Raw genomic sequence first — 23688 nt, forward strand, 5'->3', positions numbered from 1 at the left:
TGACTTATATAATCTTGGCAATTGAATAAACACTATCCATGAATTAACGATGATTACTGAATATCAGCCTGTGCAGGATCGTCGCCAGAATCTTTCCAAATTGCTTCAAGAAATAAAGATATGTTATTAAAAATTAGCGTTTTTTGGCTGTCATTATTTTCCCGGTTTTAAGGTCATGAGCAAAATAGTCTATGTCTGGGAACTCGGCGGAGGGTATGGCCATATCGGTGCTTTTCTTTCCGTAGCCAGACAATTTCAGCAGCGCGGGCACGAGGTTGTTTTTGTGCTCAAGAATCTTGAGCATGCCCATACGTTGCTCGGCAGGTACGGGTTCGCCTATCTCCAGGCGCCGATGCGCTGGCCCGGCAATGCCGCTATGCCGCCTGCGTTGAATTATGCCGGGATTCTGCGCAATGCAGGCTTTTATGAGGCGGCAGGGCTGTTGGCGAGAATGCAGGCCTGGAAAACGACGATAGCATGCTTGAAACCGGATCTGCTGCTGTTCGATCATGCGCCGACTGCGCTGCTGGCCGCTCGCGAACTGAAGATCCCGCGCGCCTTGTTCGGCACCGGTTTTTATTCGCCGCCAAGGTTCAGCCCAATGCCCGTTATGCGGCCCGGATTGCATGTGCCCGAGAAAGAACTATTGAACAGCGAGACACAGGTCGTGGCGACGATAAACTCGGTTGTGGATCGGCTGGGCGGCCAGCCTCTGGCTGTTCTGGCGGATTTGTTCGAGGCGGAGGAGGATTTTCTCTGCACGCTGCCGGAACTCGATCATTATCAGGGGCGCAAGCAAGGTGTCTATTGGGGACCTGCTTTCTCTTATTCGGAAGGGGATAGGCCCGTGTGGCCTTCCGTGGGCGATAAGCGTATCTTCGCTTACCTGACCAAGGACTATGCAGGCTTGGAGCCGTTGCTGCAGCAATTGCGATCTTCGTCCTGGTCGGTTTTCGCGCATATACCGGGCACGACTCCGGCATTCATTCAAAAATACAGCGGCGCCAATCTGCACATTTCAGCGCAACCGGTGGATATGCGGCAGGCGGCGACACAATGCGATTTGAGCATTTGCCACGCCGGAGCCGGCACTGCGGCGGCCATGCTGTTGTCCGGCAAACCCTTGCTGATGCTGCCGATACATTTGGAACAGTCATTAACGGCAAGAAATATCGCCATGCTCGGCGCCGGCGTATGCATACCGCCGGAAACGAAAAAGCCGAATTATCGTGCCGCGGCTATGGAGATTTTATCCAATGGCAAATACACCAAAACGGCAGAGAAATTTGCCGATAAATATGCCGCGTTTGCTCCCGAAGAACAGGCTGTCCGCATCGGCGATCGCTGCGAGGCGCTGATGCGTTGAAATCAAGGCTTACCCGTTAACGGCTAATGCTGACGCTGGTTTTGCCGAGATTGACGTTGAACGCTTCATTCTGACCCGGCTTCATTTCGACAAAGGCTTTCCATTGCGCCTGGTCGAGATCGCGAAAGGCTGCAAGCACGGCTATATAGCGAGCGCCCGCTTGCCGTTCGTGTTTGTTGCTGATTTTCTGTCCGGGTCTAACTTCCAATTCTTCGCGATATTTGATGTCCTTGCCGATCAGTGCCTGATCGTTCTCATATAAGGCAAAGAAGTCGCTGTTATTGAAAGCGGACATGCTTTCGAGTTGGTAGATGCGCACTACCAGCGGCGATGCCCTGCCTTCGATGTCCGGATTCAGATCGCTGCCGGCTGCAAGCTTAAGCTCAACCGTGAAGGGGACCGGCGCAGGAGTTGATGTTGCAGCAGAAGGCGGGACATCATCCTGGAATAAACTGCATCCGCTTAAAGCGAGCATACTGCAGATAATCAGGCCGGGCAGCGCATTGGCGCGCATGAAACTGTTGGTGCTAAACACGATTAAACCTCAAATCCATAATGAACAGTTCGGTTGAAGTCCGCCCCCGATTACAAAGTGGATGAACTTGCAATGCTTACGAACGGAAAAATAAAGGGTAAAACGCGTCCGATTCTAGCGATAAAGCGACAGGCCCGCAAGATTTTGCTGAGTGTTCTTGATGAGCGCAAGCTGTCTTTTCAATGGCCGGTGACGGGCAGCTTCAATCCGGTCGGTTCGAAAAATTAGAAATATTCATGATTCACGATGTATATTAATACTCAAAAAGGAGTTCTTTAATCATTTACGGTTAAAGATTTTATAAAATGGAAGCAATAATAAAGTAGGGTGGATATGTCGCTATTGCTAAAAATAATATCACTCAAGGGGCAACCCTTTAATGCCGGCACAGAAGCTGTTTTTGACAGGCATGGAGGAACAATCGGCCGTGCCGACGAAAATACCCTGGTCCTGCCTGATCCTGAAAAGTTTGTGTCCAGACGTCATGCTTCCATCTCGTTCGAGAACGGCCATTATCTGATCAGGGATTCCAGTTTGAGCGGCACCTACATCGACGATCAGGAGCCGCCGCTTAATGACGGTGCCCAGACATTGATCGACGGTATGCGCCTGAGGATAGGCGAATATGAGATCCTGGTTTCGATTACGCCGGAGCAGCAACCGGACGATTTCGCCTTGGGGCCTGATCTGTTCGCTTCGCCTTTTGAGGCTGTTCCTGCCGCCAAAGATCCTGTTTACGCACCGGGCCCTTTTGCAGCGGCGGACGACATCTTTAATAGTTCATCTCATGGCGATCCCCATCTGGATGCGTTTCTTCGCGATACCGGTGCCGCGCCTTTTCCGGCCCATGACGCATTGCTGAATCCCGATCATGACAAAGGCCAGCCGGGTTTCGAAGGGCTGATGCAGGCCAATATTTCCTCGATTCATGACAGCTTCATCCCGCCTGCGCCGGCCGGGGATCCGCAAAGCGGCAATGAAATTCCCGATGACTTTAATTTTGAGGAATTATTCAATACCGGGACAGATGCGCAGGCCGATGATCACAGCTGGTTTCAGGGTTTCGAACCGGAGGCTGTGCAAGATTTGCCGCCGGTAACGTCAGAAGCAGAACCGGCGCCCGAGCAGGCAAGCAGCAAATTGCTGGAGCCGGATACGCCTGTATCCATCGACCCGGTACCGGTTGCGGCGGATTTCAGCTTTCAGGGATTTGAACCGGCGGTTGAACAGGAATTGTTGCCGGAAACTGAACTGATGTCCGATGATGGCGCGGTCGGTAAAGAGCCGGAACTGGATATGCCGACGTTGAACGATGCGGTTCCGGTTGCCGTGGCTCCGATACCGGAAGCGCCGGCCGCTCCTGTACAGGCTCAGGCGGTTAACCAAACCGTGGCTTCGAATGCGCTGTTTAAGGCATTTTTACAGGGCGCCGGGCTCGAAGACAAGGCGCTGCAAGCGCAAGCCGCGCCGGAAACCATGCACAGGATCGGCTTGATGTTCAGAAAGCTGGTCGAAGGCACCGTGGCGGTATTGAGAAGCCGTGCAGAGTTTAAGAGCCAGTTCCGCGTCAGTATGACGACCATTAAAACAACGAATAACAATCCGCTAAAATTTGCCGTGACGACCGAGGATGCGCTGACGCATCTGGTCAAAAACGGGCAGGGCGGCTTCAAGGAGTCGGTCGAGGCGATCGATGAAGGCTTCAACGATATCATGAGTCATCAGATGGCGATGCAGGCCGGCATTCAGGCATCGCTGGCGCAAATTTTAAGGCAGTTCGATCCGAAGCTGATTGAAAAACAGTATGAGGAAGGGCTGGTTCTGCAGAAAAAATCAAAATGCTGGGATAAATACAGCGCTCTCTATCCGCGCGTGGTTGAGCAGGCGATGGAGGACTTTTTCGGAGATGCCTTTGCCGAAGCCTATGAAAAACAAATGAAGCAGTTAAGCAATCTACGGACAGACAAATAAAATAACAATATTCCAAACTCAGGCTTTTTGGGTATGATATTTGCGGTTCAGTGCGGGGGGCACGATAAATAATGTCAGAAAACAACAGGGTAATCTGGTCGCAGGGGATGTTCCTGCGTCCGCAACATTTTCAGCAGCATGACCGCTACATCGAAGCTTTGGTGCGGGGGCGGTGCGGTACAGGCCGGGTTTATGACTGGGGCGTGGCAAGGCTGAAGATTGACCAGCGGCAATTGGCGATGGGCAAGTTTGCACTGGCTGAATGCAGCGGTATTTTTCCTGACGGCACGCCTTTTAACCTGCCCGCCGATGATGAACTGCCGCAGCCTATCGATATTCCGGCCGACGTGCAAAACAGCATTGTCTATCTCTCCCTGCCGGCGCGCCTTGAAGGCTCCATTGAAGTCGATAGCGCCGAAAAGCCCAGTAATATGGCGCGCTATCACGCCGTTGAAGCGGATGTCAGGGATCACAATACCAACAGCAACGAAGTCTCGGCGTTGATGATAGGCCGGCTGCATACCAGCCTGATGCTGGAAAGACAGGAGCGCGCCGGGCACATCTGCATCGGTGTGGCTCGGGTCATCGAATCCCGCGCCGACAAAAATGTGATTCTTGACGAAGAGTTTATCCCTCCCAGCCTCGACTGCCTTGCAAATCCCAAAATCAGCGGGTTTATCAAGGAAATTTGCGGTTTATTGCACACCCGGGGCGAAGCATTAGCCGGACGGGCATCGGAAGCGGGGCGCGGAGGCGTTTCGGAAATATCCGATTTTTTACTGCTGCAGGTCGTCAACCGGCTGGAGCCGCTTTTCGAGCACTTGCAGAACCTGCCCGGCATGCATCCGGAGGATTTCTACCGTATCGCGCTGCAGGTGGCCGGCGAACTGTCGACTTTCTCAAAAAACCAGAAGCGCCCGGTCAGTTTTCCCGTCTACAAACACGACAATCTGCAGCTGACTTTCAGTTACGTAATCGATGAAATCCGCGACTGCCTGAGCCTGGTGCTGGAGCAGAACGCCATACCGATTCCGCTGACGCCGCCCAAATACGGTACGCGTGCGGCCAAGATCCCCGATTACAATTTGCTGAAAGACGCCTTCTTCGTGTTGGCTGTGAATGCGCAGGTGCCGGTTGACATGCTGCGCAGCCAGTTCCCGACCCAGGTCAAAATCGGTCCGGTAGAACAGATTCAGCAACTGGTCAGGTCGGCGCTGCCTGGCATCGCGGTGCATCCGCTGCCGGTTGCGCCCAGACAGATTCCCTATCATGCGGGTTTCTCGTATTTCGAGCTGAGCAAGCAGGGCGATTTTTGGCAGCAAATGCACAAGTCCGGCGGCTTCGCCATTCATATCGCGGGCGAATTTCCGGGTCTTGAACTAGAATTTTGGGCAATTAAAAACGGGTAACACAGCGTGAATCAAGGCGATCCTTTCGGCAATTATCTGGATGACGACAAAACTGTTTTGAAGCCCTCGCCGGGTCTGCGAAAAAAACCGTCTTCGGAACCCTTGCAACAGCCTGCGGCGCCGGTTTTTGCGCCAGCCGCCGAAGTTTTACCGCAGCAGATCAATCTGCAGTCCGGCGATAATCCGCTGGTCGGCAGCGCCATGGCGCTATTGTCGCTGGTGGTGCAGCTGCGCAACTCCGTATCGCATGCCGACGTGCCAGGGCTCAGGAACAAGCTGATCAGCGAGGTCAAAACCTTCGAGGCCAAGTCCTTGCAGGCAGGCTGCCCGCCCGAGCATGTGCAGGCTGCGCGTTACGCGCTGTGCTCGTTGCTCGATGAAGCGATACTCAACACGCCATGGGGCTGCAATAGTATCTGGACCACGCAAAACCTGCTGGTTACCTTCCACAAGGAAGCCTGGGGCGGCGAGAAGTTTTTCCAGATCCTGCAGAACCTGGTTGCGCAGCCGGGAACCTATCTGTATCTGCTGGAGCTCTTCTATTTCTGCTTGAGCTTGGGTTTTGAAGGCAAGTACCGTGTCCAGGAACACGGCCTGACGCGGCTCGAAGAGGTGCGCGAAAATCTGTATCTGGTCATTCGCCGGCAAAGAGGCGACTTCGACAAGGAGCTGTCGCCGCACTGGCGCGGCATTACCGACAAGCGTAATGCGCTGGCCAAATATGTGCCTTTATGGGTTGTGGCGTCGGTGGCCGGTTTCGCGCTGATGCTGGTGTTTTTGGGCTTTCTGTACGCCGTGAATCAGGCATCCAATCCGTTGCTGAGCCAGTTGTACAAAATCAAGGATGATCTCGATATTAAACCCACCTTGGCCGTTAACAAACCCGCGCCTGCAGCGCCGGTCAGAAACATCCTCGACGATCTCAGAGCGTTTCTGGCGCCTGAAATCCAGCAGCATAAAGTCACTGTGGATCAGGTTAACGGCAAGACCGTGATCAGAATCATGGCCAAGAGCTTTTTCGCTTCCGGCAGCGACCAGATCCAGGCCGAATATTATCCGTTGCTGGAAAAAATAGCCCAGGCGCTGACGACCATCACCGATCCCATCAGCGTGGTCGGACATACCGACAATGTACCTATTTTCACGGCGCGCTTTCCTTCCAACTGGGATTTATCCAGTGCAAGGGCAAAAACAGTGGCGGCGTTTTTAAGCGGCCACGGCCAGTTCAGCCACCCCATTGCATCGGAAGGACGCGCGGATACGCAAAGCCTGGTGCCTAACGATAGTCCCGAACACCGGGCCATGAATCGGCGTATAGAAATCAATTTTTAAGAATTTTAAGGTTAATCGTGAAAAAAATTATCGATTTCTTCAAGAGAAAATGGGTGATACAGCTCATTGGTATCATCGCGCTGAGCCTGGTGTTATGGTTTTTCGGTCCGCTGATTGCAATTGGCGGTAATGTACCGCTCGAAACCGAGGTTTCACGCCTGATCGCCATACTGATCCTTGTCGTGCTGTGGGGCGCCAATAACCTGTTCACTCAGGTCAGAGCCAGCCGCGCCAATGCGCAGATGGTCAACGGACTGGTGGACAGCAAGATAGCCGCTCCGTTACAGGTCAATCATGAGTCGGACGAAGAGATCGGCATGCTCGGGCAAAACTTCGATGCGGCCCTGCAAACATTGAAACAGATGAAAAGCAAGTCGTCGCACGGCAAACAATATCTGTACGAGCTGCCCTGGTACATTATCATAGGACCGCCGGGTTCCGGCAAAACGACGGCTTTGATCAACTCCGGCCTGGAATTTCCATTGTCTGACCGTTTCGGCAAAAGCGCCATCCAAGGCGTCGGCGGCACGCGCAATTGCGACTGGTGGTTCACCGATCAGGCGGTGCTGCTCGATACGGCGGGTCGCTATACGACCCAGGACAGCCATGAAGCCGTCGATAAGGCGGCCTGGTTCGGGTTTCTGGACCTGTTGAAAAAACACCGGCCGCGCCGGCCCGTCAACGGCGTTCTGGTTGCCATGAGCCTGTCCGATCTGCTTCGGCAGACGGAAGAAGAGCGCACGCTGCACGCGCTCGCCATACGGCAGCGGATTCAGGAATTGAATGAGCAACTCGGCATCCGCATCCCGATCTATATGTTGTTCACCAAAACGGATCTGATTGCAGGTTTTACGGACTTTTTCGCCGATTTCGGCCAGGATGAGCGCGCCCAGATATGGGGCGTAACGTTTCCCGAAGAAAATGAAGAACATCCGGCCGATGTCATAGCCCGAGTCGGGCAGGACTTTGAGGATTTGCTGGTGCGCCTGAATAGCCGCATGCAGAAACGTCTGCAGGAGGAGAGAGATCTTCAGCGCCGCAATCTGATTTTCGGCTTCCCGCAACGCATGTCGTTACTGAGAGACCCCATGCTCAGTTTCCTGCAGCAGTGCTTCGGCATCAACCGCTACCAGGCGCCCTCGCTGCTGCGCGGCGTTTATTTCACCAGCGGCACGCAGGAAGGCACGCCGATCGATCGGTTAATGGGCATACTGGCGACTACATTCAAGCTCGACCGCTTTTCGGCGCCGGTGTTCAGCGGCAAAGGCAAAAGCTATTTTCTGACGCGCCTTCTTAAAGAAGTCATTTTCGGCGAGGCCGAAATCGCCGGTTTGAACCAGCGCGTGGAGCAGCGCCGTTCGCTGATGCAAAAATTGTCTTACGGGGCGGCCATTGCGCTGACTATCGGCATGGCGGCTTTATGGTCGACCAGTTTTACACGCAATAAACTGGCTATTGCCGACGTACAGGCGAAAAACGACCTCTACGAAAAAACGCTTGCCGACACGCCTGAATGGAAAAGCGATTTCGCCGCCTTATTGAAACAAATGGATGCGCTTTATGCCGTGCGCGCCGTTTATGCCGACGACGCGCCGTGGTCCATGCAGTTCGGGCTTTACCAGGGCGACAAGCTCAGGCCGCTGGTCGACAGCGCTTATGGCAAGCAACTGTCGAACCGTTTCCTGCCGCTCATCAAGGCCAGACTGGAACAGCGCCTGGTCAGCGAGGAAGCCAAAAATCCGGAGATTTTGTATGAATTGCTGCGTGTTTATTTGATGCTCGGCAATCCGGACAAAATGGACGCCAGGATTTTCCGGCCCTGGATCGCACTGGACTGGGAAAACAATTACCCTCAGACTGTGCAGCAAGGCTTGCTGGTGCATCTGGACAATTTGCTGAACTTGCCGATGGAGGCCCAGCCTCTGGATGGTCAGTTGGTTGCAGGCACCCGGCAGATATTGACGCAAATACCGGTCGCGCAGCAGGTCTACATGCGCATCAAGCGTGAGGCATTGCAGCGGCATGATTATGACTTCAAGCTGATCGATGCCCTGGGTTTAAGCGGAAACCGCGTTTTTTCGACCGCCAGCGGCACACTGGAAGAGCAGTTGATTCCCGGCTTTTTTACCTATGACGGTTTCTATCAGATTTTTCTGAAAGAAAGCAAGGATCTGGCCAAGCAGGCGGTTGAGCAGCAGTGGGTGCTCGGCGAGGACAATATGGCCGGGGTACAGGATTCTGCGGAACTGGAAGCCAAGCTGCGCAATTATTATTTCATCGACTTCATCAAGCGCTGGGACGATTTGCTGAATAATTTGAACATCAGGGCGACGGCCAATATACAGCAATCCATAGAAGTGCTGGAGATAGTCTCCGGCGGCGATTCGCCTTTGCGTAAACTGCTGCAGGCGCTGGATCAACAGACATCGCTGACGCGCGCCCCGGCCGATGCCGGTGCCCTGGATAAGCTGAAACAGGGTGCCGAAGCCGCAACAGGCGGCGATGCGCGCATGCAAAAGCTGCTGAATGCCGCCAAAGTGGCCGGAGTGACTGGCGAATCCTCGGCCGGTTCAGGTCAGGAAGTCGAGCGCCATTTTGAAAGGCTGACCGCCCAGATCAGGAATATCGGCGGCGCCGTGGCTATCGATCAGGTGATTGCCGACCTGGGGCAGCTTTACGGCTACATGGCCGACCTAGGCAGCACATCCGATGCTTCCGCCGCTGTCAACCTGGCCTTGCAGCGCAGTTCCGGAGGCGGCAATGACATCATCGCGCAGATTAATCTGCATTCGGCACGACTGCCAAACCCTTTGCAAGGCTGGGTCAGGACCTTGGCTTCGGGAAACTGGGGCATTATTCTGGGCGGCGCCAAGGCCCAGCTGAACCGCAGTCTGCAAAGTGAAGTGGCCACGGTCTGCAAAAGCGCGCTGGAAGGGCGCTATCCGTTGTCAAAAGCCAGCCGCACCGATATTACGCTGCAGGATTTCGGCAAGTTCTTTGCGCCCAACGGCGTTCTCGACCAGTTTTTCAATACCCATCTGAAACCGTTTGTCGACACCAGCGGCATGCAATGGAGGCTGATTGCCCAGGACAACAAGTCGATCGGCATATCGTCGGGCGTTCTGAGCCAGTTCCAGAATGCGGCAAAAATACGCGACGTATTTTTCCAGAGCGGCGGACAGTTGCCGGCTATCACGTTTGAGCTCAAGCCGCTGCAGCTCGATTCGAATGCATCGCGCTTCTGGATCGATATGGGCGGCCAGCAGACCGATTATCGCCACGGTCCGGCGCGGGCGACGCAGTTCCAATGGCCGGGTACGGGCGGAGGCTTGGTCCGGTACGGTTTCGAAAAGCCGGACGGCAAGCTGGTCAGTCGCTCGGAAGAGGGCGCATGGGCGCTGTTCAGGGTACTTGATAAGGCTGATATACAGAAATCGACGCAGGACAGTTATATCGTGACCTTCGCTATTGAAGGACTGACGGCAAAATACGAGTTGAGAGCCAACAGCGTATTCAATCCGTTTGCCTTCGATGCCTTAAAGAGCTTTCGCTGCATCGCCGGAATATGACCGTGGAAAACCTGTCCATTCCTGGATTTTATGGAAAATTACCGGTCCTGGGCGATTTTGTTTCGCGCCGGCTTTCGCGCGAGTTTATCAATCCTTGGGATAAATGGCTGCAGAGCGCCATGGCGGCGAGCCAGCAGCAGCTTGTCGAGAACTGGCTGAAGGCTTACTTATCGAGCCCGGTCTGGCGTTTTGCATTAAGTCCGGGGCTGTGCGGCAATTCCGGTTGGCTCGGTGTGCTGATGCCCAGCGTTGACCGGGTCGGGCGTTATTTTCCGTTGACGCTGGCGTTGCCTGTATCAGCAGACATCAATTTGCCCGATGTGTTCATAGCCAATAACGCCTGGTTTGCGGAAGTCGAATCGATTGCGCTGACGGCGCTGGAAGATAATCTCGACCTGAACGGTTTCGATAATCTGCTGGCCAGTATCCCTGCTTTAGTAAGGCCTGAAGCCCGATTCGCCGATCGAACCCTGCATAGGGATGCCGGTGCCGCCAAAAACGCCATCTGTATAAGCATTGATCATGCGGGGCCGGCCGAGGAAGCGTTAGCGGATTTGCACACTAATTTGTTCGATGTATTTACATCCGGCTACAGCTTATGGGCTACGCTCGGCTCCGATCATATCAAGCCTTTTTTGCTGGGCTGTGAAGGCTTGCCGCCGGTGAGTGCGTTTGTCAGCCTGCTCTCCGGCCATATGTCAGACCGAGGCTGGCAGCTTGATAAAACCACTTTGTCAAATGCTGCTGAAAGCATTGATCCGGATAAGACGCAGCCGCGCAGGTGTATTAATAATCAGCCGGACAGCAGTGGATCTGAGACCTGGCAGGATGAACAGAATCTAAAGTGGCGATCTTTTGCCAGAACCGATGTGGGCATGCGCCGGAAATGCAATGAGGATGCGATACTGGACCGGCCTCGGGCGGGTATATGGGCTGTTGCGGACGGCATGGGCGGGCATCAGGCCGGCGATGTGGCGAGCCAGATGATTGTTGAAGCCCTGGGCAAGCTGGAATTCTCAGGCGACCTGGATTCAGCCATAAAAAAAACCGGCGCCTGCCTGAAACAGGTCAATGATGATCTGCGCGACCTGGCGGAAAGCCGGTTCGGCAACCAAATCGTGGGCAGCACGGTTGTGGTGCTGCTGGCGGGCGATAAGCAATTTGCTTATCTGTGGGCTGGCGATAGCCGTCTCTATCGGTTAAGGAACAAGCAGTTGCAACAATTGACCGTAGATCATTGCGAAGACCAGGAATATCCGGAAAGCAGCCTGATGCCGGCCGATAGGCCTCTGAAACAGACCAATGTCATCACCCGCGCTATTGGCGCTGATGATGATTTACAGTTGGATTCCGGAACTGCTGATGTACAGTCGGGCGATATTTATCTGCTTTGCAGCGATGGGCTGGATAAAGAGGTGAGCTTTCAGGAGATTGAGGCGATTTTGAATGCCCATAATCGTGAAGCTAGCGTACAGGCTTTGATTGACTTGACGCTGCAGCGAGGAGCTCGCGACAACGTTTCGGTCGTGGCCGTCGAAATTTCATAGATTAAAGCACGTCTGAGTTTTAGAGTTCTTGATGATGTGATAGAGTTTGCAGTTATAATAAAAAATAAGGGGGCAAATTGGCTGTCGATATTGAAAGCTATTTAGAAGCGATAGATTCGGAAAATGTCTGTGGAGAGGATCTGCAATACGATGCCGAATTCATTGCTCTGGAACAGGCGATAAAAGGCAAGCCTGAACAACAGGTCGGCGATACCATTCAAGCAGCGGAACCGCCCAACTGGCGCGAAGTAAAAAAGAGCGCGGAACAGCTATTATCCCGTACCCGAGACCTGCGGGTACTGGTCAGCTTTCTCCGGGCGCTGATCGCAACGGAAGGATTTGCCGGCTTTAATGACGGCATGGCTTTGATCAAGGCACTGGTTGAACAGCGCTGGGACAGTATTTATCCTCAACTTGATCCGGATGATGACAACGACCCTACTGAACGGGTCAATATTCTGATGTCCTTGTGCGACCACGAGACTATTTTGCGCCCGCTCCAACAAACGCCCCTGGTCGAATCGAGAGGTCTCGGCCGATTCAGCCTACGCGATGTGTTTGTCGCTACCGGAAAAATTACCGTTTCCGACAATGAAAGCGGCATAGCGTCATCGACAATTGACGCCGCCGTTCTGGACAGCGATCTGGAAAGCCTCAAGCAGATATTGGCTGCGGTCAGTTCCGGCCTCGATAACCTGAATGCATTGGAGCGTTTTGTTACTGAGCAGGTTGGAGTCAATGACGCGCCCAGTTTTGGCGACTTAAGAAATCTGTTAAAGGAAAGCAAGGCGCTTCTGACTGACTGGCTTGAAATAAAAGGCGGTGGCGAAGTTGCTGTTGCGGATGAGGCAGAAAGCGAGATTGTCGCTGACAACGTTAAAACCGCGGCTGCCGCAGAAAAAAAATCGGCGCCCGGCACCATCAACAATACGCAGGATGTGCTTAAGGCATTGAATCTGGTCTGCGAATATTACAAAAAAAATGAACCGTCGAGTCCAGTGCCTATTTTTATTGAGCGCGGCATGAGGCTGGTCGGAAAAAGCTTTATGGACGCGCTTAAGGATATCGCGCCTGATGGTTTGGATCAGGCCAAGGTCATCATGGGAACTCGTGGTGAAGATGAGTAAAGACATCACGCTGGTTTGGAAATTTAATACGTTGAATAAGGGGCATTAAATGGCAGAAAGTAGTCAAAAATTTATCGCACGCAATCGTGCGCCAAGAGTTCAGATCGAATACGACGTTGAATTATACGGAGCGGAAAAAAAAGTCCAGTTGCCGTTCGTGATGGGCGTTTTAGCCGACTTGTCAGGAAAACCCGCCGAACCTCTGGCGCCGGTTGCCGAGCGCAAGCTGCTGGAAATTGACGTTGACAACTTCGATGAGCGTCTGAAATCCATGAAGCCGCGAGTGGCTTTTACCGTGCCGAACACCATTACCGGCGATGGCAATCTGAACGTTGATATCACCTTCCAGAGCATGGATGACTTTTCTCCGGCTGCTGTTGCCAGAAAAGTGGAAGGACTCAATAAACTGCTGGAAGCCAGAACGCAATTGGCCAATCTGGTGACCTATATGGACGGCAAGGGCGGCGCGGAAGAGCTGATTGCCAAGGCCATCAATGATCCTGCCTTGCTGCAGTCGCTGATCGCGGCGCCTAAGCCGGCTGCAGACGCAACGCCAGAAACCCCGGAAGCAGGAGAATAAGCCATGGTTGAAGTAGCAAATGCGCCAGAAGCCCAAGCAGGGGCTCAGGCACAGGAATTCAGCGATTTTTCATCATTGCTGAACAAAGAGTTCAAGCCCAAGTCGGACCGTGCCAAGGCAGAAGTTGAAAACGCGGTTCAGACATTGGCCGAATACGTTTTGAAGGATGCCTCCATCATATCGGAAGATGCGATCAATTCAATTGAGGCTATCATTGCTCAGATCGACAAAAAGCTGACCGAACAGGTTAATCTGATTCTTCACCATGAAGATTTCCAGAAGCTGGAAGGATCATGGCGAGGCCTGCATTATATGGTCAACAATACGGAAACCGACGAGCAACTGAAGATCAGAGTTATGAACATCTCGAAGAAAGAGTTGGGCAAGACGCTGAAGAAATTCAAAGGCACGGCCTGGGATCAAAGCCCGCTGTTCAAGAAACTGTACGAAGAGGAATACGGCCAGTTCGGCGGCGAACCGTTCGGCTGCCTGATGGGAGATTATTACTTCGATCATTCACCGCAGGACGTTGAACTGCTGGGCCAGATAGCGCAAATTTCAGCGGCATCGCATGCGCCGTTCATTGCCGGCGTTTCGCCTTCGACATTACAGATGGATTCATGGGCCGAACTGGCGAATCCCCGCGATCTGACGAAAATATTCTCAACGCCGGATTATGCCGCATGGCGCTCATTGCGCGAATCGGATGATTCCAAGTACATCGGTCTGGCTATGCCGCGCTTCCTGTCTCGTCTGCCGTACGGCTCCAAAACCGATCCGGTGGACGAATTCGATTTCGAAGAAGATACCGAAGCGGCCAACAGCGGCAACTACACATGGTCCAATGCCGCCTATGCCATGGCGACCAACATCAACCGCTCGTTCAAACTGTACGGCTGGTGCTCCAGAATTCGCGGCATTGAATCAGGCGGTGCCGTCGAAGGCCTGCCGGTGCATTCGTTTCCGACCGATGACGGCGGCGTGGATATGAAATGCCCGACCGAGATCGCCATCAGTGACCGCCGCGAAGCGGAGCTGGCCAAATCGGGTTTTATGCCGCTGGTGCATAAAAAGAATTCCGATTTTGCAGCATTTATCGGCGCGCAATCATTGAATAAGCCGGCCGAGTATGATGATCCGGATGCAACGGCAAACGCCAACCTTGCGGCCAGATTGCCTTATCTGTTTGCGACCTGCCGCTTTGCCCATTATCTGAAATGTATCGTGCGCGACAAAATCGGCTCATTCAAGGAGCGCTCGGACATGGAGCGCTGGCTGAATAATTGGATTCTGAATTATGTGGATGGCGATCCGGCAAACTCCAGCGAAACGACTAAAGCGAAAAAGCCGCTGGCTGCCGCCGAAGTTGTTGTTGAGGAGATAGAAGGCAACCCCGGGTATTACTCGTCCAAATTCTTTCTTCGCCCGCACTATCAGCTGGAAGGCTTGACAGTGTCGTTGCGATTGGTTTCCAAACTGCCCTCCGCCAAAGGCGGTTGATGTTTGGTGCTTACGAGTCATGGAGCCTAGCACTTATTAAGGACGACGCTTCTGGCTTTTTTTTGATGTCTTAAAATAAAAGGAGAGACAAATGGCTGTTGATATGTTTATTAAAATCGGCGATGTAAAAGGTGAATCGCGCGATAAAACGCACAAGGATGAGATTGACGTTTTGGCATGGAGCTGGGGGATGTCGCAATCAGGCACCACGCATACAGGCGGCGGCGGCGGCGCTGGCAAAGTCAGCGTGCAGGATATATCGTTAACCAAATATGTCGATAAATCTTCCGCGCCTTTGATCATGGCTTGCTGCAATGGCAAGCATTATCCCGAGGCCACACTGGTCGTGCGCAAAGCCGGCGAAACGCCTCTGGAATATATCGTGATCAAGATGAAGGAAGTCATCGTGACCTCTGTCAGCACGGGCGGCAGCGGCGGTGAAGACAGACTGACGGAAAATGTCAGCCTGAACTTCGCTGAATTCGAATACGCCTATCAGCCTCAAAAAGCCGACGGTTCAAAAGACGGCGGCGCGATTGAGACTAAATGGAATATCGCTGAGAACGTAAAAATCTAAAGTCGGGAGCGCGAAGAAGGCATATCCTTCTTCGCGTTTTTTAAGGCTAACAAATTCAAAGCGTTTTTATCAGCAGCAGGAAAGTTTATGAACCTTGCAGAGCAGCATTTACAGGAAGGCCGGCTTCAGGAAGCGCTGGTTGAATTACAAAATCAGGTTCGTAAAGACCCTGCCAATCCTAAACTCAGAACATTTCTATTTCAGCTTTTGTCGATTCTCGGCGAATGGGATCGCGCACTGACGCAACTGAATGTGGCGGGTGAGCTCGATGCGGCGAATCTGCCTATGGTGCAGACCTATAGGGAAGCTATTCGATGCGAAGTTTTGCGCAAGGATATCTTCTCAGGCCATAAAACGCCTGTGGTTTTTGGTGAGCCGGCACAGTGGATCGCGCTGCTTCAGGAAGCGCTTAAACTGAACGCCGACAATCGGTTCGCGGAAGCGAGAAATCTGCGCGATCAGGCTTTTGACCAGGCGCCCGCAACGCCGGGATCAGTCAACGGCAATGCCTTTAACTGGATAGCCGATGCCGACACCCGCCTGGGACCCATGCTGGAGGCGATAGTCAATGGTCATTATTACTGGGTTCCATTCCATCAGATTCGCGAGATTCATATTGAGGAACCGGCCGATCTGCGCGATTTTGCCTGGATGCCGGCGCATTTCATCTGGGCGAACGGCGGCGAAGCCTTCGGCTTGATTCCAACACGTTATCCCGGTTCCGAAACCGCCAATGATCCGGCAATACGTCTGGCCCGCAAGACAGAATGGCAGGAACAGGCTGAAGAATCATTCATCGGCTTGGGCCAACGCTTATTGAGTACGGACGAAAGCGACTATGCGCTAATGGATGTCCGTGAAATTAAATTTAATATTGACTGATCGCCAACCTATTTTTGTTCGAACGCAACCTTGAACGCTTCTTGCCCGCTTTTTTATCCCGCATGGGGTGCCTGTAGAGAATAAAAACCATGGCCGAGTTAACCCAGAAAGAACGTTTACAGCCTTCGCTATTGGATCGGCTGACCGATGACGCGCCCGATAAGACTCAGGAATCGCGCGAACAGCGCGTTTTGTCGCTGAGCCGGTTGCGGCAGGGCGTATTGAGGGATATGGGCTGGCTGTTGAATACAGGCCGTCTGGCTGCGGTCGAGAATCTCGATGACTATCCTTTAGTCGCCGCTTCGGTAATCAACTACGGCATTCCCGATCTGGCCGGCACAACGTTATCGGGTGCCGATGTGCAGGAAATAGAGCGTTGCGTCCGGCAGGCCATCTGGGATTTTGAGCCTCGAATCCTGCGCGATTCGGTCAAGGTCACGGTGACCGCTTCGGATGACCGGATGAATCACAATGCCATGACCTTCGACATAGAAGGCGATCTTTGGGCGCAACCGTTACCGTTGCGCCTCTACCTTAGAACAGAACTCGATCTTGAGACCGGCAACATGGAAATCATGGATAGGGGAGGCTAGCTATGGACCCTCGCTTACTGAAATACTATAACCGCGAGTTGCAGCATATCCGCGAAATGGGCGGCGAATTCGCGCGCGAATTTCCCAAGATTGCCGGCAGACTGGGGCTGGACGAATTCGAATGCGCAGACCCTTACGTGGAGCGTCTTCTGGAAGGCTTCGCATTCATGGCGGCGCGTGTCCAGCTCAAGGTCGATGCGGAGTTTCCGCGCTTTACCCAGCATCTGCTGGAAATGGTCTATCCGCATTATCTGGCGCCTACGCCGTCCATGACGGTCGTGCAGTTTCAGCCGGATCTGTCCGAGGGGGCGCTCAATGAAGGATTTCCGATCCTTCGGGAGACCGCTTTGCGCAGCCAGATCGGCAAAGGCGAGCAGACCGCCTGCGAATACCGCACGGCCCACGATCTGACTTTATGGCCTTTGGAACTGGTGGAAGCCGAATATCTGCCCGGTGCCGGCGCCGTCGCCAACCTCGGCGTATCGAGCCTGCCCGGACTGAAAGCCGGCATCCGATTGCGCCTGAGAACGACGGCGGGACTGAAATTCAACCAGATCGCCCTGAATAATCTGTCGCTCTATCTGCGCGGTGTCGGCGAATTGCCCATGCAGATTTATGAACAGATGCTGGCGAATACGATTGCCGTAGTCGTGCAGCCGACCCAACGGCCTGCCGCCTGGCAACACGTCATCAGGAACGCAGCCGTTCAGCCGCTGGGATTTGAAGACAATCAGGCGCTGCTGCCTTATGGCTCGCGTTCATTCCAGGGCTATCGGTTACTGCAGGAGTATTTTGCCTTTCCCGAGCGCTTCATGTTCGTCGAATTGACGCAGTTGCAGGAAGCCGTGCGGCAGTGCGCCGACAACGAACTGGACATCATCATCCTGCTCAATCGCAGCAACCCCCGGCTGATCAATTCGGTCGATGCGTCACGGTTTGCCTTGTTCTGTACGCCGGCCGTCAATATCTTTCCCAAAAGAACCGACCGGATTCATTTGACCAATCAGACTGCCGAATATCATGTCGTTCCCGACCGGACCCGGCCATTGGATTATGAAGTTTATCAGGTGACGGAAGTGACGGGCTTCGGCGGCACAGCCGATGATAAGCAGGAATTCCTGCCTTTTTATCAAGCCAGCGCCGATGCCAGGCACAAGCATAAGAGAGCCTACTATACGCTGCACCGGGCGCCGCGCGTCATTTCGTCCAAGCTGCGGCAATACGGCCCCCGCTCCAGTTATACGGGCAATGAAATATATATCTCATTGGTAGATGCCAATGAGGCGCCTTTTAAAAGCGAACTGAAGCAGCTCGGCCTCGCCACGCTGTGCACGAACCGGGACTTGCCGCTGCAGTTGCCCATCGGCGTAGGAACGACTGATTTTACGATTCAGACCGGCGCTCCGGTTCAATCCATACGGTGCCTGTCGGGGCCGACCAAGCCGCGCCCGTCCAATGCGCATAAGGATACCGCATGGAAACTGATCAGCCATCTGTCGCTGAATTACCTATCGATTGTCGATAACGACGAAAAAGAAGGCGCCATGGCGTTTCGTAGCCTGCTGTCGTTGTACGGCGACAGTGATCCAGGCTCTCGCAAGCAGATCGAAGGCGTATTATCGATTCAATCCAAGTCCATCGTCCGCCGTATCAATACCAAAGGGCCGATCGTGTTCGGGCGCGGTTTGGAAGTATCGGTCAATGTCGATGAGTCGGCCTTTGAGGGCAGCGGCGTATTCTTGCTGGGCACTGTGCTGGAGCAATTCTTCGCTCAGTACGTATCACTCAATTCATTTACGGAAACGGTGCTGAAAACCAGCGACCGGGGCGAGGTAATGCGATGGCCGACGAGAATCGGACAGCGCCACATCCTCTAGAAGAGTCACTGGGCAAAGCGCCGTATAAATACGGCTTTTTCCAGCTGATGCGCCTTCTGGAGTGCGCCTATAAGGACAAGCCCCGGTTGGGCCATTCGGCCCGCCCCGTCGATGATCCGATCAGGCTGGGACAGGAAGTGTCGCTGTCGTTCGAATCCTCCACGCTCAGTTCATTCACGCCGGGCGAGGACGGACTTCCTCCGCGACTGACCGGACGCTTCCTGGGCCTGTTCGGCACCAATGGACCGCTGCCTCTGCATCTGACCGAATACGTTCGCGAAAGAATTCATCATTACCGCGATCATACGTTGGCGCGTTTTGCCGACATATTCCATCATCGCATGCTGTGCCTGTTTTATCGCGCCTGGGCCGATACGGAGCCCGTCGTCAGTTTCGATCGGCCCGAATCCGACCGCTTTTCCGGTTACATCGGCTCGCTGGCCGGGCTGGGCCTGGAATCCCTGCACGAACGCGATGCCATGCCCGATCTGGCCAAGTTCTACTATACGGGCTACTTGTCCTGCCAAGCCAAGCATGCCGAAGGGCTGAGGGCCATGCTGGCGGACTATTTCAGGTTGACGGTCGGCATCGAAGAATTCGTCGGCGAATGGCTGGATATCCAGGAATCGGACTTGACGCGCCTGGGCGAGACGCCTAGAACCGGCGAATTAGGCATGTCGGCGATTCTGGGATCGCGGGTCTGGTCATGCCAGCATAAGTTCCGAATCCGCCTGGGGCCGTTGAGCCTGGCGGAATACCAGAGTCTGTTGCCGAACGGCTACAGGATCGGGCAGTTAATAGCGATAGTCCGCAATTACATAGGCGACGAACTGGTCTGGGATGTCAATCTGGTCCTGAAAAAAGAACAAGTGCCGGGCGCGCGGCTGGACGGACAGACGGGGCTGGGCTGGACAAGCTGGCTGGGCGAGCGGCATGAGAACACAGATGCTGACGATTTGATGCTGAATCCTTTCTGGGGCAGCCTGGGCGCAGCGTAAGCACAATAAAAAACAAACAAATTGGGAGACGTGAAATGTCAGACATCAGTCGTGTGGCGCTGTTCGGGAAGCTGAACAGCGTCTGTTACAAAGCGATAGAAGGCGCAACCGTATTTTGCAAGATGCGCGGCAATCCCTATGTGGAACTGGTGCACTGGCTGCATCAGATTCTGCAGCTGCAGGATTCCGATCTGCATAAAATCATCCGTCAGTTCAATCTCGATCCCTCCCGGCTGGCCAAGGACTTTACCGATGCGCTCGACCGGCTGCCCCGGGGCTCCACGTCCATCTCCGACCTGTCTTCGCATGTCGAGGAAGCCGTCGAACGCGGCTGGGTTTACGGCACACTGATGTTCGGCGAATCGCAAGTCCGCTCGGGACATCTGGTCGTCGGCATTCTGAAAACCAAAGGGCTGACGCATGCCCTGCAAAGCATCTCCAGGGAATTCGACAAGATCAAGCCTGAGACACTGACCGAACGTTTTGCCGAAATCGTCAGCGGCTCGCCGGAAGAAGGCCTGCGCGCCAGCGACGGCTTTCAGGTCGGCGGCGGCGCCGTTCCGGGCGAGGCCAGCGGCGCCATGTCGCCGGCCCAGATGGGCAAGCAGGAAGCCTTGAAGCAGTTTACGGTCGATCTGACCGAGCAGGCGCGGCAAGGCAAAATGGACCCGATCGTCGGGCGCGACGAGGAAATCCGCCAGGTCATCGATATCCTGATGCGCCGCCGCCAGAACAACCCGATCCTGACCGGCGAGGCCGGCGTCGGCAAGACCGCTGTCGTCGAAGGTTTTGCGCAGAAAATCGTTGCCGGCGATGTGCCGCCGTCCTTGCGCGATGTGTCGCTGCGCACGCTCGACGTCGGCTTGCTGCAGGCCGGCGCCAGCATGAAAGGCGAATTCGAAAACCGCCTGCGCCAGGTCATAGAAGAAGTTCAGTCCTCGGAAAAACCGATCATCCTGTTCATCGATGAAGCCCATACCTTGGTCGGAGCGGGCGGCGCAGCCGGCACCGGCGATGCGGCCAATCTGCTGAAGCCGGCTCTGGCGCGCGGTACGCTGCGCACAGTCGCCGCGACAACCTGGGCCGAATACAAGAAACACATCGAAAAAGACCCGGCCCTGACGCGCCGCTTCCAGGTCGTGCAGGTCAACGAGCCGAGCGAGGAAAAAGCCATCCTGATGATGCGCGGCGTGGCGTCGGTCATGGAAAAACACCATCAGGTGCAGGTGCTCGATGAGGCGCTGGAAGCGGCGGTCCGATTGTCGCACCGCTACATTCCGGCCCGCCAGTTGCCTGACAAGTCGGTCAGCCTGCTCGATACGGCTTCGGCCCGCGTCGCGATCAGCCAGCATGCCGTACCGGCCGAGGTGGACGACTGCCGCAAACGCATTGCGGCGCTGGAAACCGAACTGGCCATTATCGGCCGCGAGAAAGCGGTCGGCATCGACATCAAGGACCGCGAAACGGTCGCCGCTGAAAAGCTCGGTGCGGAAAAAGAGCGCCTGAGCAAACTGGAAACACGCTGGAATGCCGAGCGCGAACTGGTCAAAAGCATACTCGATATCCGCAAGCAGTTGCGCGATCAGACCGGCAAAGTGGAAGGCACCGACAGCCCGCTTGAAAAAGCCGCCGACCGGATGGCCGAAGCCGAATCCGCCCCAGCAACGGCAAGTGTGCCGCGCGAGCAGTTGCTGGAAGAACTGAAAACCTTGCAGGCGAAACTGCATGAACTGCAAGGCGAAACGCCGCTGATCCTGCCCAGCGTCGACGCGCAGGCCGTTGCCTCCGTGGTCGGCGACTGGACCGGCATTCCGGTTGGCCGCATGGTTAAAAATGAGATCGAAACCATTCTGCATCTGGCCGACAACCTGGAACAGCGCATCATCGGCCAGCGCCATGCCCTGGACATGATCGCCCGAAGAATCCAGACCTCGCGCGCCGGTCTCGACAATCCCAACAAGCCCATCGGCGTCTTCATGCTGGCCGGCACCTCCGGCGTCGGCAAGACCGAGACAGCGTTGGCCCTGGCCGAAGCTTTGTATGGCGGCGAGCAGAACGTCATCACCATCAACATGAGCGAATACCAGGAAGCGCACACCGTATCGACCCTGAAAGGCGCGCCTCCGGGCTATGTCGGCTACGGCGAAGGCGGCGTGCTGACCGAAGCGGTCAGGCGGCGTCCTTACAGCGTCGTGCTGCTGGATGAGGTCGAAAAAGCCCATCCTGACGTGCATGAGATCTTCTTCCAGGTTTTCGACAAGGGCTGGATGGAAGACGGCGAGGGCAGGGTTATCGATTTCAAGAATACGTTGATTCTGCTGACGACGAATGCCGGCACCGACCTGATCGCAGGGCTTTGCCGCGATCCGGAACTGATGCCGGAACCGGAAGGCATCGCCAAGGCGCTGCGGGAACCGCTGCTGAAAGTGTTCCCGCCGGCCCTGCTCGGCCGTCTGGTCGTGATTCCTTATTATCCGCTCAGCGACGAAATGATCGGCGCGATCGCCCGCCTGCAACTCGGCCGGATCAAGAAGCGCATCGCCGAAAGCCACAAGGTGCCGTTCACTTACGACGATGACGTGATCAAGCTGATCGCGAGCCGCTGCACCGAAGTCGAAAGCGGCGGCCGGATGATCGATGCGATTTTGACCAATACCGTATTGCCGCGGATCAGTGAGGAGTTTTTAACACGGATGATGGAAGGCAAACCGATCGAGCGGGTGCATGTGAGCGTGCAGGATGGGGATTTTGGGTATGGGTTTGAATAAAAAAGAAGGGAAAAATAAGGATGATTAAAATTAGTGATTCTGTAGGTAAATTCGGGCGTAATAATCCTGATGATGTAATAAAAATTCAACAACTGTTACTCCAGCAAGGCTTGACAATTGGCCGAGCAGATGGTCGATGCGGGCCAAGAACGATTGCTGGAATCACAACGTTTCAAGCTGGTTTTTTACGGCACCCCGATGGATTTGGTTGAGTCCGCTGGAAAAACGATCAAACGTTTAAATATGATTGGATTTAGGCCATCTAATACGTCACATATAGCACCTAGCGTAACTTCGCTTCAAGCTATAAATAATGCAGTACCAAGTGAAATTAGCAACTCGATTACACGCTTGGTACGCCGTTCGAGTCTGGGAGGGTTAAATCCCGGCCTACATGCAGTCAATAATGCTTATATGATTGAAAAGCTTGGACAACCACGCCAGTCATTTAGCACTGATTGTCAACCTGTGACGAACGAACGCTTGAAGAAATATATACAAACCGCTTCTGTTGGCCCTTTTAAAGTAACTGGTTTAAAGCCAGCCGTCGATAGTCTTCAGATAGTTTTGAATGAGATTTCTATAAAGCATCCCGCAATTTATACAGCTCTTGGTTCTGCCGGGATGTTGTGTTGTCGTTATGTAAGAGGCTCTAAAACTTCTATTTCAAACCATTCATGGGGGACAGCGATAGATTTAACGTTAAATAATCTTTTGGATAAGCGAGGTGATGGGATGATCCAATACGGTTTAACTTTAATAGCGCCAATATTTAACAATTATGGCTGGTATTGGGGAGCAGCTTTTAAAACTGAGGATGCGATGCATTTTGAGGTAAGTCGTTCTCTCTTAGAAAAATGGCTTCCCAACTTGAAGTAATTAATCATTAATGTTTTTAATGAGTTGCGGTGATCTCCATGCGATTGTTAAATAATTTGAAATGGCTCTTATTGGATTCCGGGGAGATACCCAAGCATTGTTGACTCCTTGAATTTGAGGTTCAGTATCGCCATATAGGACGGATGATTACCTTACCTCAACTATTAGACAACGCCAA

18 protein-coding genes are annotated in these 23688 nt (G+C 54.0%); 17 read left to right on the forward strand and 1 reads right to left on the reverse strand.

All coding sequences use genetic code 11. From position 1 onward, the window contains the following. Positions 1-175: 175 nt before the first annotated feature. On the forward strand, positions 176-1366 hold the full coding sequence (locus V2P20_RS02495) for a nucleotide disphospho-sugar-binding domain-containing protein (RefSeq protein ID WP_331815793.1): 1191 nt from the start codon (positions 176-178) through the stop codon (positions 1364-1366). A gap of 16 nt (positions 1367-1382) precedes the next feature. Here V2P20_RS02495 and tssJ read toward each other — a convergent pair whose 3' ends face one another. Continuing rightward, the gene (gene tssJ, locus V2P20_RS02500; RefSeq protein ID WP_331815795.1) at positions 1383-1901 is read right to left on the reverse strand and encodes a type VI secretion system lipoprotein TssJ; all 519 of its coding nucleotides are present in this window, start codon (positions 1899-1901) and stop codon (positions 1383-1385) included. A gap of 57 nt (positions 1902-1958) precedes the next feature. On the opposite strand from tssJ, the gene V2P20_RS02505 reads away from it, so the two are divergent. The 16 genes from V2P20_RS02505 to V2P20_RS02580 all read left to right on the forward strand — a co-directional run bounded on the left by V2P20_RS02505 (position 1959) and on the right by V2P20_RS02580 (position 23510). Further along, positions 1959-2129, forward strand: coding sequence for a hypothetical protein (locus tag V2P20_RS02505; protein WP_331815797.1), 171 nt, complete (start codon positions 1959-1961; stop codon positions 2127-2129). Between the two features lie 105 nt (positions 2130-2234). Next, entirely contained in the window at positions 2235-3872 is a 1638-nt protein-coding gene (gene tagH / locus V2P20_RS02510) for a type VI secretion system-associated FHA domain protein TagH (protein ID WP_331815799.1), read from the forward strand. 71 nt (positions 3873-3943) lie between these two features. Continuing rightward, the gene (gene tssK, locus V2P20_RS02515; RefSeq protein ID WP_331815801.1) at positions 3944-5281 is read left to right on the forward strand and encodes a type VI secretion system baseplate subunit TssK; all 1338 of its coding nucleotides are present in this window, start codon (positions 3944-3946) and stop codon (positions 5279-5281) included. Between the two features lie 6 nt (positions 5282-5287). Next, complete coding sequence (icmH, locus tag V2P20_RS02520; RefSeq protein ID WP_331815803.1) at positions 5288-6613, forward strand: type IVB secretion system protein IcmH/DotU; 1326 nt, start codon at positions 5288-5290, stop codon at positions 6611-6613. A gap of 17 nt (positions 6614-6630) precedes the next feature. Beyond that, positions 6631-10182: a type VI secretion system membrane subunit TssM gene (gene tssM, locus V2P20_RS02525; protein WP_331815805.1), complete on the forward strand. Its 3552-nt coding sequence runs from the start codon at positions 6631-6633 to the stop codon at positions 10180-10182. Beyond that, positions 10179-11729 carry a type VI secretion system-associated protein TagF gene (tagF, locus tag V2P20_RS02530; RefSeq protein WP_331815807.1) on the forward strand — a complete coding sequence of 517 codons (1551 nt, stop codon included), beginning with the start codon at positions 10179-10181 and terminating at the stop codon, positions 11727-11729. The genes tssM and tagF overlap by 4 nt, the downstream gene beginning before the upstream one ends. A gap of 77 nt (positions 11730-11806) precedes the next feature. Beyond that, on the forward strand, positions 11807-12856 hold the full coding sequence (gene tssA, locus V2P20_RS02535; RefSeq protein ID WP_331815809.1) for a type VI secretion system protein TssA: 1050 nt from the start codon (positions 11807-11809) through the stop codon (positions 12854-12856). Between the two features lie 49 nt (positions 12857-12905). Next, positions 12906-13436: a type VI secretion system contractile sheath small subunit gene (tssB, locus tag V2P20_RS02540; RefSeq protein WP_194970914.1), complete on the forward strand. Its 531-nt coding sequence runs from the start codon at positions 12906-12908 to the stop codon at positions 13434-13436. A gap of 3 nt (positions 13437-13439) precedes the next feature. After that, positions 13440-14936 (forward strand): type VI secretion system contractile sheath large subunit, encoded by a 1497-nt coding sequence (gene tssC / locus V2P20_RS02545; RefSeq protein WP_194970915.1) that lies wholly within the window; start codon positions 13440-13442, stop codon positions 14934-14936. Positions 14937-15027: 91 nt separating this feature from the next. Continuing rightward, on the forward strand, positions 15028-15513 hold the full coding sequence (locus tag V2P20_RS02550) for a type VI secretion system tube protein Hcp (RefSeq protein ID WP_194970916.1): 486 nt from the start codon (positions 15028-15030) through the stop codon (positions 15511-15513). Between the two features lie 87 nt (positions 15514-15600). After that, positions 15601-16395, forward strand: a complete 795-nt coding sequence (locus V2P20_RS02555) for a type VI secretion system accessory protein TagJ (protein WP_331815816.1) — start codon at positions 15601-15603, stop codon at positions 16393-16395. 89 nt (positions 16396-16484) lie between these two features. Continuing rightward, a complete protein-coding gene (tssE, locus tag V2P20_RS02560; protein WP_331815818.1) occupies positions 16485-16988 on the forward strand; it encodes a type VI secretion system baseplate subunit TssE in 504 nt (167 codons plus the stop codon). A gap of 2 nt (positions 16989-16990) precedes the next feature. Continuing rightward, entirely contained in the window at positions 16991-18865 is a 1875-nt protein-coding gene (gene tssF, locus V2P20_RS02565) for a type VI secretion system baseplate subunit TssF (RefSeq protein ID WP_331815820.1), read from the forward strand. Further along, a complete protein-coding gene (gene tssG, locus V2P20_RS02570) occupies positions 18829-19863 on the forward strand; it encodes a type VI secretion system baseplate subunit TssG (RefSeq protein WP_331815822.1) in 1035 nt (344 codons plus the stop codon). Before tssF ends, tssG begins: the two co-directional genes overlap by 37 nt. Positions 19864-19898: 35 nt before the next feature. Beyond that, on the forward strand, positions 19899-22631 hold the full coding sequence (gene tssH, locus V2P20_RS02575) for a type VI secretion system ATPase TssH (protein ID WP_331815824.1): 2733 nt from the start codon (positions 19899-19901) through the stop codon (positions 22629-22631). A gap of 117 nt (positions 22632-22748) precedes the next feature. Continuing rightward, positions 22749-23510: a M15 family metallopeptidase gene (locus V2P20_RS02580; RefSeq protein ID WP_331815826.1), complete on the forward strand. Its 762-nt coding sequence runs from the start codon at positions 22749-22751 to the stop codon at positions 23508-23510. The last annotated feature ends 178 nt before the right edge of the window (positions 23511-23688 follow it).

It is taken from the genome of Methylobacter sp. Wu1 (assembly GCF_036553575.1).
Lineage (GTDB): Bacteria > Pseudomonadota > Gammaproteobacteria > Methylococcales > Methylomonadaceae > Methylobacter.

What these genes read in the sequence shown, in the direction of transcription:
- V2P20_RS02555 (WP_331815816.1), top strand. Translation starts at nt 15,601, where the DNA reads ATGAACCTTGCAGAGCAGCATTTACAGGAAGGCCGGCTTCAGGAAGCG.
- tagF (WP_331815807.1), top strand. Translation starts at nt 10,179, where the DNA reads ATGACCGTGGAAAACCTGTCCATTCCTGGATTTTATGGAAAATTACCG.
- tssG (WP_331815822.1), top strand. Translation starts at nt 18,829, where the DNA reads ATGGCCGACGAGAATCGGACAGCGCCACATCCTCTAGAAGAGTCACTG.
- tagH (WP_331815799.1), top strand. Translation starts at nt 2,235, where the DNA reads ATGTCGCTATTGCTAAAAATAATATCACTCAAGGGGCAACCCTTTAAT.
- tssH (WP_331815824.1), top strand. Translation starts at nt 19,899, where the DNA reads ATGTCAGACATCAGTCGTGTGGCGCTGTTCGGGAAGCTGAACAGCGTC.
- tssK (WP_331815801.1), top strand. Translation starts at nt 3,944, where the DNA reads ATGTCAGAAAACAACAGGGTAATCTGGTCGCAGGGGATGTTCCTGCGT.
- tssB (WP_194970914.1), top strand. Translation starts at nt 12,906, where the DNA reads ATGGCAGAAAGTAGTCAAAAATTTATCGCACGCAATCGTGCGCCAAGA.
- tssE (WP_331815818.1), top strand. Translation starts at nt 16,485, where the DNA reads ATGGCCGAGTTAACCCAGAAAGAACGTTTACAGCCTTCGCTATTGGAT.
- tssF (WP_331815820.1), top strand. Translation starts at nt 16,991, where the DNA reads ATGGACCCTCGCTTACTGAAATACTATAACCGCGAGTTGCAGCATATC.
- tssC (WP_194970915.1), top strand. Translation starts at nt 13,440, where the DNA reads ATGGTTGAAGTAGCAAATGCGCCAGAAGCCCAAGCAGGGGCTCAGGCA.
- V2P20_RS02495 (WP_331815793.1), top strand. Translation starts at nt 176, where the DNA reads ATGAGCAAAATAGTCTATGTCTGGGAACTCGGCGGAGGGTATGGCCAT.
- V2P20_RS02550 (WP_194970916.1), top strand. Translation starts at nt 15,028, where the DNA reads ATGGCTGTTGATATGTTTATTAAAATCGGCGATGTAAAAGGTGAATCG.